A 15,873-nucleotide genomic window follows, 5' to 3' on the forward strand; every position below is an offset into this window, starting at 1 on the left:
AAGCCTATCGGCCGATGCGGCCGTGGATCTCCGCGCGGCTGGACAGGCCGAGCTTGCCGAGGACCTTCTGGACGTGCGTTTCCACCGTGCGCACAGAGATGTGCACGGCAGCCGCGATCTGCTTGTTGGTCAGTCCTTGCGCGACCAAACGGGCGATCTCGGTCTCCCGCGGGGACAGCTCACTCGGCCCGGTCAGGGATTCGGCTTCGGACGCCAGCTGCCGCATGCCCAGTTTCCGGGCCGTCGACCGTGCCGACACGGCCAGCGCCGCCGATTCGTCCGCGTCGCCCGGACGCCCCCGTCGGGCGAGTACCCGGGCCAGGTCGAGCGTGGCCTTGGCGACGTACGGCGGTGTTCCGGCGCGCTCGTTGTTCTCGATGGCACGCCGCAAGTGCCGCACGGCGTCGTCCAGCCGGTCGCACGCGGCGGCCGCGACACCGAGGAAACCGGCGACCGAGCCGGAGATGGTGACCACGCCCGCACCGCCGCACATCATCAGGTCCTCGAACGGCAGCAGCCTGCGGTACAGCTCGGCGGAGGTCTTCTTGTCGCCGAACTCGGCCGCGAGCACCACCAGACCACCCATCACCTGCGGCCACTGCACCCGGCCGATCGGTTCGTCGATGTCCTCGGGCCGGTAGAACCGCCTCGCGTCCTCGCGCCGTCCACAGTAGACATGCCAGGCGCCGGTCATCGCGGCGAGCCGTTCGCCGCCGTGGCCGAGGTGCCCGGGGTACCGGTCGAGGATCGGGCCCTCGTGACCCGTCATCCCGGTGACGAGGGCAGCGGTGGCCACCGAGATCGCCATCACCACCGGCCCGCCGGTGTCCTCCACCAGGTCGATCGCGGACCACGCCAGCTCACGCGCCTTGTCGAAGCGGCCACGGGCGTGCTCGATCACGATCTCGGCGCGCAGGTGGTGCCATCGGGCGATCTTGGTCCGCATCCGCAGCACCGCGGCGTGGATCATCGGCAGTTCCCGCTCAGCGTCGTCGAGCCTGCCGAGCTGGCAGAACGCGTCGAACCGCCACAACCGGCCCCACGCGACGGCTTCCGGGTCGTTGTCGGTCTCGCCGATGGCGAGCATCCGTTCGCTGAGGGCCAGCCGTTCCAGCACACCCTCCGGCCCGGCCATCGCGAGCTGACGGGCCCGCAGCGCGGCCCGCAACGCGCGCGGATCCCCTGTCTGCTCGGCGATCGCCAACGCCTCGGCGGAAATCGCCTCCAGGCCGGGCGACCCGAGGAAGGCAAGCTCCGACGCCTGCTGGGCGAGCAGCCGGGCCCGCAGCGGGCCGCCGGGCAGCCCGGCCAACGCCTCGTCGCACAAGGATTTGCCCATGGTCGCCCAGTCGGAGCTGCTGACGGTTCCCAGCGCCAGCGCCACTTCGGCGATCGCGGTGGCGTCCCCGGACGCTCTCGCCGCGGTCGCGGCCCGTCGCAACGTCGCCTCGCCGCTGATGATATCCATCTGCCGCAGCTGCGCGACTCCTTGACGGGTCAACAGGGTCGCACGTTCGGCGTCGCCAAGCGGCCCGGCGTTGAGCGCACGCGTGTAGAGATCGCCTGCGGTCTCCCACGCGAGTTGTGCCATGGCGATGTCGCCCGCGCGCCGGGCCCATTCGGTCGCTTTCGCCGGGTCGCCCGTAGGCAACGCCTCCAGCCAGTGGTGCGCGATCTCCGCGACCCGCTGCGAGGCGTCAGGGCGGTCCTCGATCACGGCCGCGGCCCGCGCGTGCAGCGCCAACCGGCGCACGGTCGGTATCAACAGCCGGGCCGCCTCACGGACCAGGTCGTGCGTGAACCGCCAACCGTCCGAAGCGGACAGCACACCGGAACGCACGGCCTCGTCCACCCCGGCGAGGACGTCCGCCAACGGGCTGCCCAGCACCGCGGCCACGACCGCCGGATCCACCTGGGTACCGAGAACCGAGGCGGCGACCAGCATCTCCCGGCAGTCCGGCGACAGTCCGTCCATTCGCACCCGTACGGCGTCGAGGACAGCGTCCGGCAGGTGCGCGGCTCGCTGGTCGATGATCCGGCTGAGCTCGGCGACGAAGAACGGGTTGCCGCCCGTCCGGTGGCTGACGACGGCGGCGGTCGCCGTGTCGACGGCCGCGCCGGTCAGACCCGCCAGGTGATCCGCCACCTCGGTCTCGGACAAACCCGTGAGCCGGATCCGGGTCACCGAGTCCTCACGGGCCAACGCCACCAGCGTGGCCGACAGCGCCGCGTCCACATCGGTGTCCCGGTAGGTCACCAGGATCGTCACGGGCATGCTGTGCGCCGCCATCGCCAGGTGGACGAGCAGCCGCATGGTCGGCGGGTCGGCCCACTGCAGGTCGTCCAGGACGATCAGCAGCTTGCCGACACCGGTCAGGTACTCGGTGACAGCGTCGAAAACTCGGAACCGCTCCCCCGGCGAGGTGGCCGGGCCGTCGCCGAACTCCGGCACCACCAACGCGAGCTCGTCCGCCAAGGCACCCGGGGCGTACCTGCGCGCCAGGCTCCGGATGACCTGCCGGAACGGCCAGTACGGCGGGCTGCCGTCGTCCTGCACCGCGCGACCCCAGCAGACGTGCACGCCGTCGGCCTCGGCCAGCGCCGCGAGCTCGTGCGCCAACCTGGTCTTGCCGATCCCCGGCTCACCCGAGACCAGCACCACCTGGCCCGAACCGGCCATGGCCGCCCGCAGGCAGCCGGTGAGCTCGTCGAGCTCGCGGTGTCTGCCGACGAAGTGCGCCCTCACGACATCCCAGCGTAAAGGTCAGACCGCCTTCAGTTCGACCGGGACGCCGTTGAACACGGCCGTGCCCGACAGGACGTCGAGCACGGATTCGTCGGTGACGGTGTTGACGTTGACGCCGTTGGTGTTGCCCGCCACCGACATGCGCACACCGGGCTGGTCGTGCCCCCAGCCGTGCGGCAGGCTCACCACCCCCGGCATGATCTTGTCGGTCGGTTCGACCGCGACTTCGACCGACCCGGTCCGCGACATCACCAGCACCCGCTGGCCCGTGCCGACCGCGAGCCTCTCGGCGTCCTGCGGGTTGATGTGCAGCGTGCAGGTGTTGGAGCCGGTGACAAGCGCGGGCACGTTGTGCATCCAGCTGTTGTTGGACCGCAGGTGCCTGCGTCCGATCAGGACCATCCCCTGCGGACGGTCGGCCAGCCACGCCAGCAACCTGGGCACGTCGGCCGCGAACTCCGGCGGGCACAGCCGGACCTTCCCGTCCTCGGTGGACAGTACTTCGGCCAGTCGTGGCCGCAACGCGCCGAGGTCGACGCCGTGCGGGTTGGCCAGCAGGGTCGTCAGGCGCAGGCCGGACTCGTCGGCGCCGAATCCTTCGCCGTACGGGCCGAGCCGCAGTGACAGGTCGAGGAAACGCTCCAGCGGGCCGTCACCGTCGATCATCGGCCGCAGTTGCGCCGGATCACGCCCGTACACCGGGGATCCCTCGACCCGGACGGCTTTGTCGAGCAGACCGCCGAGCATCATCTCCTCCAGGCCACGCGGGTCGGCCGACGCGCCCTGGCCCGCGGCGATGAGCGCGAGCCTGGCGAGGATCTCCGCCTCGCTCGGGCGGCCGTCCGGCAGCGGCAGCCCGGGCGGCGAGTAGTTGGCGAAGTCGCGCACGCCGAACTGGGTGAAGCCGAAGTCGAAGTGCGGCGACTGGGTCACCCGCGGCGGCGGCAGGATCACGGTGGCGTGCCGTGTGGTCTCGTTGAGGTACGGGTCGACGCAGACCATGAACTCCAAGTCCGCCAACGCGGCCGAGAACCGGGCCGCGTTCGGCGCGGAGGACGCGGGGTTGCCCGCGACGGTGACCAACGCGCGGACCTGGCCGTCTCCCGGGGTCTCGATCTCGTCGGGCAGGGTCGCGGTGGGCAGTTCGCCCAGTGCCTCGGGCAGGCCGCGGACACGGCTGGCCCACCGGCCGGTGCGGAACGGCCTGCGCCTGACGTACGTCGCCCGTGCCGCGGACATCGGGAACATCGCGCCACCGGGCCGGTCGAGGTTGCCGGTCAGCACGTTGAGCACGTCGACCAACCAACTCGACAGCGTGCCGAATTCGGCGGTGGTGGTGCCGATGCGGGCGTAGACCACGGCCGTCGGCGCGGCGGCGAGATCCCTGGCGATGCGCCGGATGGTGTCCGCGTCGATGCCACAGACGGCCGCGACCGCCTCGGGCGGGAACTTCGACGCCAGCACCCGCACCTCCTGCACACCAGCCACCAGGTCGGGCACCTCGGCGACGAGGTCCTCCTCGAAGAGCGTGTGCACCAAGGCGAACAGGAACACCGCGTCCGCGCCGGGCCTGATGAACAGGTGCTCGTCGGCCAGGTCCGCGGTCCGCGTCCGGCGCGGGTCGACCACGACGAACCTGCCGCCGCGGGCCCGCAGCTTCCGGAGCCTGCCGGGGAAGTCCGGCGCGGTGCACAGGCTCCCGTTGGACTCCAACGGGTTCGCGCCGAGCATCAGCAGGTAGTCGGTTCGGTCGACGTCCGGCACCGGGATCGAGTACGGGTCGCCGAACAAGTAGCCGCAGGCCACGTGCTTCGGCATCTGGTCGCTGGTGCTCGCGGTGTAGACGTTGCGTGTGCCAAGCGCCTTGGCCAGCACACTGTTGAACACCGGTCCAGCCATCGTGTGCACGCTCGGATTGCCCATGTACAGCGCGACGGACTCGTTGCCGTGGGCCGCGCGGACCGCCGTGAGGCCGCGTTCGACCTCTTCGAACGCCTCGGTCCACGACACCTCGACGAACTGCCCGTCCCGCTTGACCAGTGGCGCGCCCAGCCGGTCCGGGTCCTGGTCGAGGTCACCGAGCTTCGCGCCCTTCGGGCAGATGAAGCCGAGGCTGAACACGTCGTCCTTGTCGCCGCGGACGTCGGTGATCCGGTCACCGTCGAAGGTGATCTTCAGGCCGCAGGTGGCCTCGCACAGCGGGCATGTGCGGAAGTGCGTGGTGGTGGACATGCGCAGCTCCTTGTCACACGGGCTGCCAGCAACCTACCCCGCCCGTGTGACAGAAAGCCATTATGTCTCAGGTAATCACCAGTAGCGGGTCTCGCCGGCGAAGACCTTGATGTTGCCCATGGTCACGCGGCCGCCGATGCGCACGACCGGGCCGCCGGCGGCGGCGTCCGAGGCGCAGAAGACGCTGCGCTTGCCCATCACGGCGGTGCCCTCGTCGATCACCGTGGCGTTGTCCGGGACGAACACCATGACCTTGCCGCAGAACGCGTCCGCGGTGATCCGGATCTGCTCGCCCGGCCGCATGCCCGCCAGGTTGAGCACGACCGCGCCGAAGGTCGCCTTGGCGCGGACTTCCCGCGTCGCCTCCGGCGCCCTGACGACCTTGCTGATCGTGGCGACCACGCGCTGCGGAGGCGCGGTCTGCGCCGCGACCGGGCCGAGGTCGGCCAGCTGGGGCCGGACGTCTCCCCTCGTCTTGGCCGCCCAGACCAGCTCGGTCCGCTCGGTGTGCTCGTCCCAGGTGATCCGGCCGTCGCCGACGGCGGCGTCCAGTACGCGGATGGCGTCCATCCGTTCCTCATCCGACAGGCGAATCGCCAGGTCCCCGGCCATACCAAACCCCTCACGCACTGATTATCTTAGTTGGAGAGATTCTCGCACACCTGCCGCGCCCCGTCCAGACATCACCACACCGGGCGCAGCTTCATCCGTTCGTCGCCGTACCGCGAGTCCAGATAGGCCTTCAGGTCGTCACGCACAGCGGCAAGCCTGTCGTCACCGACCAGCCCGGCCCAGTGATCCTCCACCTGCCCCCACAAGCGGTCCGCGAGCCGCATGTACTCCTTGCCGCGCTTGGTCAACGCGAGGATCTGGGCGCGACCGTCGGTCGGGTGCGGACACCGCTCGATGTAGCCCCACTCCACCAACTCGGCCACTGTCTTCGACGCCGCCTGTTTGGTGACGTCCAACTGGGCGGCCAGTTCGACGATCGTCACCGGTCCCGTGCGGTGCAGGTAGCGGAAAACATAGCCGTGCGCGGGCCTCAGCGGTTCACGGCCGTGCTCGGCCAGCAGGTCGTGCATATGGTCGGTCATCGCTCGGTAGACCATCGCGAACAACAGGGCGACTTCGCCGGGTTTGCGCACTTCTCCTTGATCGGCCACCAGCACATAGTCAACCTGGTTGCCTAGTGAGTCAACCAGGCCTAGAATTCAGTCAACCACGTTGACCACATCGACGAGGAGCCATGACACCCTTTGGGTCAACCCCAAGGCCCAACGCAGGCCACGTGGCACCCAACCGCACCTCAGGGGAACGTGGCGCAAATCAGCCGTCGGTACGCACCGAACTGAACGGTGCCAGCCCAAGGTGACCAAGCGTCGAAATCTCGGAGAGGCGGAACTGCCGTGACACCCCTCACCACCCGTGCCACAGCCCAACGGTTCGACATCGACGGCTACGAAGTCCACCCCGTGGCGGCGCCGTCCCGCGGCAGCAGCGAACTCGCCGTCTGGAGCATTCGGGCCACCCCCGGCGCCGCCAGCGTCACGCACCAACACGACCGCGAAGTGGTCTTCGTCGTCAGCACCGGCCGCATGGTCGCCGTGATCGGCGACGAGCGGTTCGAGGCCGGTCCCGGTGACGCGTTCATCGTCCCGCCGAAGACCGATTTCACCCTGAGCAACGCCTCGGCCGACGACCCGGCGTCACTCACCGTGGCGACTACGGTCGGTATGCACGCCTTCGTCGACGGCGAGGCCTTCCCTCCCCCGTGGACCCTGTAGCGCACGCCGCCCCGGCTGCACAGATGCCCAACCAGTGGTCCACTGGATCACATGGAACTGCTGGACGCTCACGGGAGTGCGTTGAGCGGGTTCGACTGGCTGGTCAAGGCGATCGGCCCGGACGACTGGGCCCGCGCGACGCCGTGCCCGGGCTGGACCGTGCGTGACCTGCTCGGACACCTGGTCGCCGAGCAGCTGTGGGTACCGCCGCTGCTCGACGGCGCGGGCATCGACGAGGTCGGCGAACGGTTCGACGGCGACGTGCTCGGCGACGACCCGGTCGGTGCGTGGACGCGGGCGTCGGCCGACGCCCGCGAAGCCTGGCTGCGCCCCGGCGCGCTGGACCGTGAGGTGCACCTCAGCTACGGCCTCGTGCCCGCCGCGGAGTTCGGCTGGCAGATGACCCTCGACCTGGCCGTGCACGGCTGGGACCTGGCCGAGGGCATCGGTGAGACCTCGCCACTGCACGACGAACTGGCCGAGGCCCTGCTCGCGGTGTTCTCCCCGCAGGTGTGGCGCTGGCAGGGCACCGGGATCTTCGCGCCGCCGGTACCGGTCTCGGTCGACGCGGGCGCGCCCGCCCGGCTGCTCGGCTTGGTCGGACGACACCCCTGACGCTCGCTACACTTGGTGGGTCTTCTGTGGACCCCGCGAGGAGTGAGTAAGCAAGGTGCGCGACGCCAAGTCGCCCGGTGGCAGTAGCCAGCCGGGCGATTCACCCGGCTGCCCTATTCGCCCGGACACCGGAGTTGCACGGTGACCGGACCGCTGTTCGATGTTCTCGGCATTCTCGCCGTCGTTCTCCTCACGCTCGGAACGGCCGTCTTCGTCGCGGCCGAGTTCTCGCTGACCGCGCTCGAGCGCAGCCAGGTCGAGAACCACGCCCGGCGTGCGGAGGACCGCAAGTCCCGCAACGTCCAGAAAGCCCACCGCACGCTGTCGTTCCAGCTGTCCGGTGCGCAGGTCGGCATCACGATCACCACGCTGACCACCGGTTATCTCGCCGAGCCGATCATCGCCGACGGCCTCGTGCCGCTGATGCGCGCGATCGGCCTGCCCGACGGCGCGGCGCACGGTTTCGCGCTGGCGATCGCGCTGCTGCTGGCCAACTTCATCTCGATGCTGTTCGGCGAGCTGGTGCCCAAGAACGTGGCGATCTCCAAGCCGCTGGCCACCGCGCGGACCGTCGCGGGCTTCCAGATGGGCTTCGCCAGGTCGCTGAGCTGGTTCATCAACGGCCTCAACACCACGGCCAACTGGCTGGTGCGCAGGCTGGGCGTGGAACCGGCCGACGAGCTGGCCTCGGCGCGGTCCCCGCAGGAGCTGGGGTCGCTCGTGCGCTCCAGTGCCGAACACGGCACGCTCGACCAGGGCACGGCCAAGCTGCTGGACCGTTCGCTGCGTTTCGGCGACCGCACGGCCGGTGAGCTGATGACGCCACGCGTGCGCGTGCACGCCCTCAAAGCGGACGCGACGGTGCCCGATCTGATCGAGATCGCGCGGGCCACCGGGTTCTCGCGGTTTCCCGTGCACAAGGGTGACCTCGATGAGGTGATCGGTGTCGTGCACGTCAAACAGGTCTTCGGCGTGCCGCACGAGCTGCGGGCGGCGACCGAGATGGCCAAGCTCGCCCGGCTGGTGCCCACGGTGCCCGAGAGCCTCGACGGTGACACGCTGCTCGACCGCCTGCGCGGCTCCGGCCTTCAGGTGGCGCTGGTCGTCGACGAGTACGGCGGCACGGCGGGCATCGTGACGCTGGAGGACCTGATCGAGGAGATCGTCGGCGACGTCCGCGACGAGCACGACCGCGGCGAGGTCAGCCCGGTGCGCCCGCTCGGCCGGGGCAGCTGGATGGTCTCCGGCCTGCTGCGGGACGACGAACTGGCCGAGGCGACCGGGTTCCGGATGCCGGAGGGCGAGTACGAGACGCTCGCCGGGCTCGTGCTGTCCCAGCTGGGCCGGATCCCCGAGGTCAACGACGAGGTCGTGGTGGACGGCTGGCGGATCACGGTGATGCGGATGGACCGCCACCGGGTCGCCGAACTGCGCGTGACCCGGCTGGCCAGCCAGGACGCCCCGGCCGAGGCGGGTGCGCGATGACCGGTATCTCCGCGATCCTGATCTCGATCCTGCTGCTGGGTCTGAACGCGTTCTTCGTCGGTGCGGAGTTCGCGCTGGTCAGCGCCCGGCGTGACCGGCTGGAAGCGATGGCCGACCGTGGCGTGGACCGCGCGCGGACCGTCATGCGGGCGGCCGAGAAGACGTCACTGATGATGGCGGGCGCGCAGTTCGGCATCACGCTGTGCACGATCGCCCTCGGTGCGCTGGGCGAACCGGCCGTGGCGCACTACCTGGAGATGGTGCTCGAGCCGCTCGGCGTGCCCGCGCCGGTGGTGCACGGCGTCTCGTTCGCCATCGCGTTGCTGATCGTGTCGATCCTGCACGTGCTGCTCGGCGAGATGGTCACCAAGAACATCGCGATCGCGGCGCCCGAGCGGACCGCGGTGTGGCTGACGCCGTTCCTGGTCGCCTGGGTGCGGCTGGTGCGTCCGGTGATCAGCCTGCTGAACTGGATGGCCAACGGCATCCTGCGGCTGCTGAAGGTGGAGCCGAAGGACGAGCTGGAGACCTCGTACACGCCGGAGGAACTGGCCAGCCTGATCGCCGACTCGCGGCGGGAGGGCCTGCTGGACGACCTGGAGCACCGCAGGCTGACCCAGACCCTGTCGTCGGCCGAGCGGACCGTGGCCGACGTGCTCGTGCCCCTCGACGACGTCACGACCGTGCCGTACCCGCCGAAGATCGGCGACATCGAGGCGGCGGTGGCCGCCACCGGCTTCTCCCGGTTCCCCGTCCGGCTGGCCGACGGCAGGCTGAACGGGTTCGTGCACGTCAAGGACGTGCTCGACCTGGCAGGCGACTCGGACACGCCGTTGCCGTGGGCGCGGGTGCGTGGCCTGCCGCAGCTCCCGGCGGACGCCAGGCTGGACGAGGCGCTGGCCGCGTTGCGGCGTGTGCAGAGCCACCTGGCCAAGGCCGTCGCGCCCGACGGGACCGTGCTGGGTGTGGTCGCGCTGGAAGACCTGGTCGAGGAGTACGTCGGCACTGTCCGGGACAGTACGCACATCGGCGAATAATGACTGCTGTGAAGGTGTTGGCTGAGCAGGAGTGGCAGGACCGGCGGGACGCGTACGCCGTGCGCATGCGCAAGTGGGTCGAGCCGCACCAGGACCGCAAGGCGCGTGGAGAGGCACACCCGGTCTTGGACTTTCTTTTCAGCTACTACTCCTACCGTCCGACCAGGCTGTTGCGGTGGCATCCCGGCCCAGGCGTGGCACTGGCCGGGGACGCCAGCGAGCACCTGTCGTGGACCGGGTACGTCGCCACGCCGTCGGGCGTCACGCTCTCGCGTGACGTGCTGACCGAGCAACGCCGTACGTCGGTGGCGTTCATCCGTGACCTGCTCACGGCCACGCAGTCCCGTGCGCCCCGGCTCGGCTGCTTCGGCCTGCACGAGTGGGCGATGGTCTACCGGTCCGACGACGTCCGGCACGAGTCGTGGCCGCTGCGGCTGGGCCCGGCGGGGACGGACGCGGTGGTGGAATCGCTGCCGATCAAGTGCGGGCACTTCGACGCGTTCCGGTTCTTCACTCCCCCGGCTCGCCCGTTGAACACTCTCCAGCCCACCCGGGCGCTGCAGATCGCCATGGAACAGCCCGGCTGTCTCCACGCGAACATGGATTTGTTCAAGTGGTCGTACAAGTTGGCGCCGTTCACCCCGAGCGAACTGGTCGCCGACTGCTTCGAACTGGCGTCCGACGTGCGTGAACTCGACATGCGCGCCAGCCCGTACGACCTGCGTGAACTCGGCTACGCCCCCGTGCCGATCGAGACGCCTGCCGGTCGGGCGACGTACGCGCGGATGCAGGCGGAGTTCGCCGAGCGGGCCGCGCCACTCCGTGCCAGGCTGATCGACCTGTGCTCCCAGCTGCTGGATGGGGACTAGGACGTTCGCGGGACGGGCAAGTTGTTTTCGAGCCACAGGGTGACAATTTTTTCGCGCCCCATGTACATTATCTGACGTCGCCCGGTGCCGACAAGTTTCTCGTTGAGCCAGTTTTGCGCCGATTTGGTGATCTCCCCGCCGGAGACGATGAGCACGTGGTCGACGAACACCTTGCTGTTCAAACCTTGATCCAGCACACCGTTGTCAAGCATCATCAGTATCTGATTGAAAACAATACCGACATTGACATCACTCCCGCGCGACTCCGCCGAGGCGTCGATTTTGTTGCGCTTGACCTGAATGCCGATGTACAGCACGTCCCGACGGGTCAGGCGGGGATTCGGCCACCAGGATGTCCAGAACCATCGTGACCCACTTGGGGCGCGTCGTCTTGTCATGCCGGTGACGCGTGCCGAGGTCATGGAAGAACTCGGTGAGTTCGTGGCCTGTTCGATAACGGAAGTAACCGGGTTCCGGTGACACACCCTGACCCGCACGACGTGGCCGATCTCCGCTGACCAGAAAACCCAGCGCTTCGAGCGTTGTCCGCCGCAACCGTATGCCCCCTTTTCGACTGACCGACCCGCACGCCACGAACATAAGTGGCCGCAGCCGCCTGTACACCAACACGAAACTGTACAACTGGTTCACGACTCGATCATTCGGCCGCGTCCGGCGTCAGCAGGGCGGTACGCACTCGCCATCATGGCTTCGTGCGCGAACTCGTCTACGTGTCCGAGGCGAAACTCAGGCAGATCATGCCGTCCCTGCCGGGCGGCCGTGGTCGGCTCAGAGACGCCGACGCCGAGGTCAAGACACCGCTGGGTGTCGGTTCTCTCTGGAAGGACGCCGTCTTCCCCAGCGGCCACAGCTATTACCGCCTGTGGTCGCCGCCACACCGCTCTACGTCGAGCACATCCATCCGCCGGTCGATCCCGCATAACGATTGAATCAATTTCAGTTACATAACGCGTACCTAGAGTGACACAACTTGACCCTTAGCCTCCGCCTGTTAGCGTTAATTTCGCTTGACCAAGGCCTGCCGGTTACGGACAGACACGAAGGCGGAGTGTGATGGGTCGACACCGCGCGCTGGAGAGCGTCCGGCGCGGCGTCGCGAAATGGCCACTCGCCGTACTCGGTGTCGTCATCCTGTTCGCGCTCGCGTGGCTCGGCTGGACGTGGGTCGAGCAGCAGGTCGAGAACCGCGCCACCCCGCAGTCCAAGGCGTGCCCCGCCGGTGACGCCGTGCTCAGGGTCGCTGTCACGCCCAGCGCCGCCGGTGCTGTCGAAGAGGCTGCGAAACGCTGGAACTCCCAGAAGACCGTGGTCAACGACCACTGCGTGCTGGTCGAGGTCGCGGTGCGCGAGCCGAGCCAGGTGTTCGCCGGTCTGTCCGGCGAGTGGATCGAGCAGAGCATGGGCGGCAAGCCGCACGCGTGGCTGCCGGAATCGACCTACTGGGTCAACCGGCTGGCCGCCGCCGAAAGCACGCTGGTCACCTCGTCACCGGAGTCCGTCGCGACGAGCCCGGTCGTGCTCGCCGTGCCCTACGAAGCGGTGAAGCCGTTGGAGACCAACGACTCCTTCACGTTCGGTGACCTGGCCGCGTTGACCACCGCGCCGGACGGGTGGACCCGGTACGGCAAGCCGGACTGGGGCAGGTTCAGCCTCGCCATGCCCGATCCGACGTCGAACACCGCCAGCGTGCTCGCCCTGCAGTGCGCGATCGCCGGGGTCAGCCCGCAGCGAGCCGGACCGGTGACCGTCGACACCCTGACGTTGCCCGCGGTCCAGCAGAACCTGGCGCTACTGGCCGCCGCCCGACCGGCGAACGTGCCGATCACGACCGTCGACACGTTGATCGAACTGGGCAAGGCGGGCAAGGTCAAAGGCGCGCCGTTCAGCGCGGTGCCGGTCACCGAGGTGGACCTCTACCGGCGCAACCTCGGCCTCGACGGCAAACCCGTCGTGGGCAAGCCGCTCTACGAGGTCGCCGCGCGCGGTCCCAGTCCCGCGGCGGACTTCCCGTTCGTGGCGCTGTCCGGCGACCACGACCAGGTGCGGGCGGCGTTGAAGTTCAGCGACTTCCTGCGGGAAACGCCGCAGCAGCAACTGTTCAACCGGATCGGCCTGCGGGCCGCCGGTGGCGCGGAGTACCCGCACGACGCGCCCGGGATCCGTTGGGACAGCGCGACGACGAGCCTCGTGCCCGCCGACGCCACGACCACGCAACAGATCTCGGCGACGTGGGCGAACGCGGCCGACGGTGGCCAGGTGATCACGGTACTGGTGGACGTCTCCCGGTCGATGCTCGCGGACGGCGGCGACGGCAAGTCCCGCATCACCTGGATCAAACAGGCCCTGCACGGCATGACCGACCGGATGGCCAGCGGCTCGCTGGGCGTCTGGGAGTTCTCCCGCAGGCTCGACGCCGAGCGGCCGTACCGGCAACTCGTGCCGACCAGCCCGGTCGCGGCCAACCGACCGGCACTGCACACCGGGATCGACGCACTCACCCCGGCGACCGGAACGCACCTCTACTCGAGTCTCGACGCGGCCCACAGCGCGGCCGTGAACTCGTACGCCGAAGGCAAACGCAACCGGATCGTCGTCATCACCGACGGCCCCAACGACGGGGGCACGACGTACTCGCAGCTGCGGGAACGCCTGCGGGACAGGAACATCGCCCGCGGCAGGCTGCCGATCAGCTTCCTGTCCATCGGATCGGACCTCAACCGGCCCGAACTGACCGAACTGGCCCGTTCGACGGGCGGCTCGGTGTCCGTGCTCTCCGACGCCCGCGGTGTCGACGGCGCGCTGGGGCAACTGCTGTCCACCGAGGGCTGAATCACCCGCCGAGTCTCAGGTAGGCGGTGACCTTGGCGACCGCGCCGCGTGACTCGCCGCGCATCCGGCGTTTCACCCACGGCACGAGGAACTGCCGCGCCCACCGGTACTGGTCGGTCAGGCTCGGGTCGGCGGGGTAGTCCGGTGCGATCTCGGCCACCGACAGCTTGCGCGGCGGTCGGCCGTCGAGCAGCTCGAGGCACGCCTGAGCCGCCGCGCGGTGCCCGTCCGGGCCGGGGTGCAGGCGGTCCTCGCTCCACCCGCCGATTCCCGGCGGCATCATCATCGCGAGGTCCAGGCACAACGCGCCGTGCCGCGCCGCGATCCGGCGGACGAACGCGTTCGACAGGTTGAGGCGCTTGATCAGCGTGCGGCGCAACGGTGTCGGCAGCGGCACGCCTTGTGCGGGCGTCGGCAGCGTGGCGGTGATCACCTTCGCGCCGGTGGCGACCAGGGTGCCGATCAGCTTGTCCTGGTCGTCGACGAACACGCGGAAGTCGAGTTTCGGCCGGATCAGGTCGTTCATCCCGGCCACCGCCGTGACGAGTTCCGGTTCCAGCGCCACCGCGGGCTCCAGTTGGGACTCGACGACCTGGCGCGTGGTCAGGCCGCCGACAGCCAGGTTCGCGTAGCTCACCGGCCCGCGCCGGGCGACCAGCAGCTCGGCGAGGCGGTCGGCCCAGCCGCGCGGGTTCCCGTCTGGACCTGGGTCACCGACGCCCTCGGTGAAGCTGTCCCCCACGGCGACGAACCTGTACTCGTTCACCCGTCCAGATTAACCGCCGATTTGACCTTCCCACTGTGGCAAGGATCAGGATGCGTGTGTGACCGAACACCTGCTGCCGATCGGCGAGTTCGCCAGGATGTGCCGGCTGAGCACCAAACAGCTGCGGCACTACGACCAACTCGGGCTGCTCGTGCCCGCCGAGGTCGACGCCACCACCGGCTACCGCTACTACTCCCCCGCGCAGGCGCGCCGGGCGCTGGCGATCGCGTTGCTGCGCAAACTGGACGTGCCGCTGGCGGAGATCGCGGTGGCGCTGGAGGACGAGCGGGTGCTCGGCACGCACCTGAGCCGCGTCGAGGCCGAGATCGAGCACCGCAGGCGCACCGCGCGCGCACTGTCCCGGCTGCTGCAGGACGGTTTGCTGCGCCAGGAGGTCACGCTCGCCCGTGAACCGGCGCGACGACTGGTCGTCGCCAGAACCACTTGCGCGCCAGACGAAATCGGACCGGCGATCGGCCAGTGCGTCCAGTCCGTCGCGCCCGTGTCCGGGCCGTTGTGGGGATTGTTCCCGCTCGACCTGGACGCGACGCGGATCGCGGTGGCGGCGGGCGTGGAAACCGACGCACCCGGCACCGATGTCGAGACCCTGCCCGCGGGACTGGTCGCGATGACCACGCACGTCGGGCCGTACGAGGATCTCACGCTGGCGTACCAGGGCTTGTTCGCGTGGATCTACGAACGCGGCCACCGGCCGACCGGGCTCGGCCGTGAGGCGTACCTCGCCGGGCCCGCCACTTCGGCGCCCGAACAACTCGTCACCCGAATCGTCATCCCTTTGGAGCAGTCCCGTGAATGAGTACAAGCACCTGTTCGCCGGCACGACCGAGCCCGCGCTGATCGACATGCCCCCTCTGCCATATCTCATGGTGGACGGCAAGGGCGCACCGGATTCACCCGAATACAGCAACGCGGTGTCCGGGCTCTACGCGGTCGCGTACGCGGTGCGGGCCGCGTTGAAACCTTCCATGACGTACTCCGTGCTGCCCCTGCAAGGTCAATGGTGGTCACCCGATCCGGCAGTCTTCGCCACCGGCGACCGGGCCGCGTGGTGCTGGACGATGATGATCCTGCAACCGGCCGAGGCGACCCCGGACCTGGTCGCCGAGGCAACCGCGAAAGCCGCCCGCCGCAAGCCTGTCGGCGGCGTGCGGTACGAGCGGCTCACGGAGGGCACATGTGCCCAGGTCCTGCACAAAGGCCCGTACAGCGAGGAACCGGCGACGATAGCCAGGCTGATGGACTTCGTGCGGCGGGAGGGGCGGGAACTCACGGGCAGGCACCACGAGATCTACCTGACCAGGCCCCGGACCGACCACCCCGAGCGGATGCGGACGTTGATCCGCTATCCGGTCTGAACCATTCGAGGGTGTGGACACCGTCCCGGTGACCAGCACGGGGGCTGTCGGCTGGTCACCGGGACGGCACGCCTACCGGGCGGCGCGTCGGGAGGGGTGCGGCATCAGCTTCT

15 protein-coding genes are annotated in these 15,873 nt (G+C 69.3%); 9 read left to right on the top strand and 6 right to left on the bottom strand.

The window, feature by feature from the left end; all coding sequences use genetic code 11:
- Window positions 1-4: 4 nt before the first annotated feature.
- From ALI144C_RS08740 to ALI144C_RS08755, 4 genes are all read right to left on the bottom strand, one after another.
- Complete coding sequence (locus tag ALI144C_RS08740) at window positions 5-2,746, bottom strand: AAA family ATPase (protein WP_076986516.1); 2,742 nt, start codon at window positions 2,744-2,746, stop codon at window positions 5-7.
- An 18-nt stretch (window positions 2,747-2,764) separates the two neighbouring features.
- Window positions 2,765-4,978 (bottom strand): molybdopterin-dependent oxidoreductase, encoded by a 2,214-nt coding sequence (locus ALI144C_RS08745; RefSeq protein ID WP_076986517.1) that lies wholly within the window; start codon window positions 4,976-4,978, stop codon window positions 2,765-2,767.
- A gap of 75 nt (window positions 4,979-5,053) precedes the next feature.
- On the bottom strand, window positions 5,054-5,590 hold the full coding sequence (locus ALI144C_RS08750; RefSeq protein ID WP_076986518.1) for a DUF1707 SHOCT-like domain-containing protein: 537 nt from the start codon (window positions 5,588-5,590) through the stop codon (window positions 5,054-5,056).
- 71 nt (window positions 5,591-5,661) lie between these two features.
- A complete protein-coding gene (locus ALI144C_RS08755) occupies window positions 5,662-6,141 on the bottom strand; it encodes a MarR family winged helix-turn-helix transcriptional regulator (protein WP_237774051.1) in 480 nt (159 codons plus the stop codon).
- A gap of 243 nt (window positions 6,142-6,384) precedes the next feature.
- On the opposite strand from ALI144C_RS08755, the gene ALI144C_RS08760 reads away from it, so the two are divergent.
- The 5 genes from ALI144C_RS08760 (at window position 6,385) to ALI144C_RS08780 (ending at window position 10,768) form a co-directional block, all read left to right on the top strand.
- A complete protein-coding gene (locus ALI144C_RS08760; RefSeq protein WP_076986519.1) occupies window positions 6,385-6,762 on the top strand; it encodes a cupin domain-containing protein in 378 nt (125 codons plus the stop codon).
- Between the two features lie 51 nt (window positions 6,763-6,813).
- Window positions 6,814-7,377 carry a TIGR03086 family metal-binding protein gene (locus ALI144C_RS08765; protein ID WP_076986520.1) on the top strand — a complete coding sequence of 188 codons (564 nt, stop codon included), beginning with the start codon at window positions 6,814-6,816 and terminating at the stop codon, window positions 7,375-7,377.
- A gap of 141 nt (window positions 7,378-7,518) precedes the next feature.
- On the top strand, window positions 7,519-8,862 hold the full coding sequence (locus ALI144C_RS08770; protein WP_076986521.1) for a hemolysin family protein: 1,344 nt from the start codon (window positions 7,519-7,521) through the stop codon (window positions 8,860-8,862).
- A complete protein-coding gene (locus ALI144C_RS08775; protein ID WP_076986522.1) occupies window positions 8,859-9,899 on the top strand; it encodes a hemolysin family protein in 1,041 nt (346 codons plus the stop codon). The genes ALI144C_RS08770 and ALI144C_RS08775 overlap by 4 nt, the downstream gene beginning before the upstream one ends.
- Complete coding sequence (locus tag ALI144C_RS08780; RefSeq protein WP_076986523.1) at window positions 9,899-10,768, top strand: 3-methyladenine DNA glycosylase; 870 nt, start codon at window positions 9,899-9,901, stop codon at window positions 10,766-10,768. Before ALI144C_RS08775 ends, ALI144C_RS08780 begins: the two co-directional genes overlap by 1 nt.
- Here ALI144C_RS08780 and ALI144C_RS08785 read toward each other — a convergent pair.
- Window positions 10,765-11,190 (bottom strand): hypothetical protein, encoded by a 426-nt coding sequence (locus tag ALI144C_RS08785; protein WP_143230516.1) that lies wholly within the window; start codon window positions 11,188-11,190, stop codon window positions 10,765-10,767. The genes ALI144C_RS08780 and ALI144C_RS08785 overlap by 4 nt on opposite strands.
- Window positions 11,191-11,481: 291 nt before the next feature.
- Between ALI144C_RS08785 and ALI144C_RS08790 the strand changes: the two genes are divergently transcribed.
- Together ALI144C_RS08790 and ALI144C_RS08795 are read left to right on the top strand one after the other, a co-directional pair.
- A complete protein-coding gene (locus ALI144C_RS08790) occupies window positions 11,482-11,718 on the top strand; it encodes a hypothetical protein (RefSeq protein ID WP_076986525.1) in 237 nt (78 codons plus the stop codon).
- A gap of 124 nt (window positions 11,719-11,842) precedes the next feature.
- Window positions 11,843-13,618, top strand: a complete 1,776-nt coding sequence (locus ALI144C_RS08795) for a substrate-binding domain-containing protein (RefSeq protein ID WP_076986526.1) — start codon at window positions 11,843-11,845, stop codon at window positions 13,616-13,618.
- Window position 13,619: 1 nt separating this feature from the next.
- On the opposite strand, the gene ALI144C_RS08800 is transcribed toward ALI144C_RS08795, so the two are convergent.
- Window positions 13,620-14,384, bottom strand: coding sequence for an SGNH/GDSL hydrolase family protein (locus ALI144C_RS08800; protein WP_076986527.1), 765 nt, complete (start codon window positions 14,382-14,384; stop codon window positions 13,620-13,622).
- A 58-nt stretch (window positions 14,385-14,442) separates the two neighbouring features.
- On the opposite strand from ALI144C_RS08800, the gene ALI144C_RS08805 reads away from it, so the two are divergent.
- Window positions 14,443-15,201 carry a MerR family transcriptional regulator gene (locus ALI144C_RS08805; RefSeq protein WP_076986528.1) on the top strand — a complete coding sequence of 253 codons (759 nt, stop codon included), beginning with the start codon at window positions 14,443-14,445 and terminating at the stop codon, window positions 15,199-15,201.
- Window positions 15,194-15,760 (top strand): GyrI-like domain-containing protein, encoded by a 567-nt coding sequence (locus ALI144C_RS08810; protein ID WP_076986529.1) that lies wholly within the window; start codon window positions 15,194-15,196, stop codon window positions 15,758-15,760. The genes ALI144C_RS08805 and ALI144C_RS08810 overlap by 8 nt, the downstream gene beginning before the upstream one ends.
- The last annotated feature ends 113 nt before the right edge of the window (window positions 15,761-15,873 follow it).

The sequence above is a fragment of the Actinosynnema sp. ALI-1.44 genome (assembly GCF_001984155.1).
Classification (GTDB): domain Bacteria; phylum Actinomycetota; class Actinomycetes; order Mycobacteriales; family Pseudonocardiaceae; genus Kibdelosporangium.

Bases quoted from the DNA above. Each gene is read 5' to 3' on its own strand.
- ALI144C_RS08780 (WP_076986523.1), top strand. From the start codon at position 9,899: ATGACTGCTGTGAAGGTGTTGGCTGAGCAGGAGTGGCAGGACCGGCGG.
- ALI144C_RS08750 (WP_076986518.1), bottom strand. From the start codon at position 5,590: ATGGCCGGGGACCTGGCGATTCGCCTGTCGGATGAGGAACGGATGGAC.
- ALI144C_RS08775 (WP_076986522.1), top strand. From the start codon at position 8,859: ATGACCGGTATCTCCGCGATCCTGATCTCGATCCTGCTGCTGGGTCTG.
- ALI144C_RS08795 (WP_076986526.1), top strand. From the start codon at position 11,843: ATGGGTCGACACCGCGCGCTGGAGAGCGTCCGGCGCGGCGTCGCGAAA.
- ALI144C_RS08785 (WP_143230516.1), bottom strand. From the start codon at position 11,190: ATGACCTCGGCACGCGTCACCGGCATGACAAGACGACGCGCCCCAAGT.
- ALI144C_RS08745 (WP_076986517.1), bottom strand. From the start codon at position 4,978: ATGTCCACCACCACGCACTTCCGCACATGCCCGCTGTGCGAGGCCACC.
- ALI144C_RS08765 (WP_076986520.1), top strand. From the start codon at position 6,814: ATGGAACTGCTGGACGCTCACGGGAGTGCGTTGAGCGGGTTCGACTGG.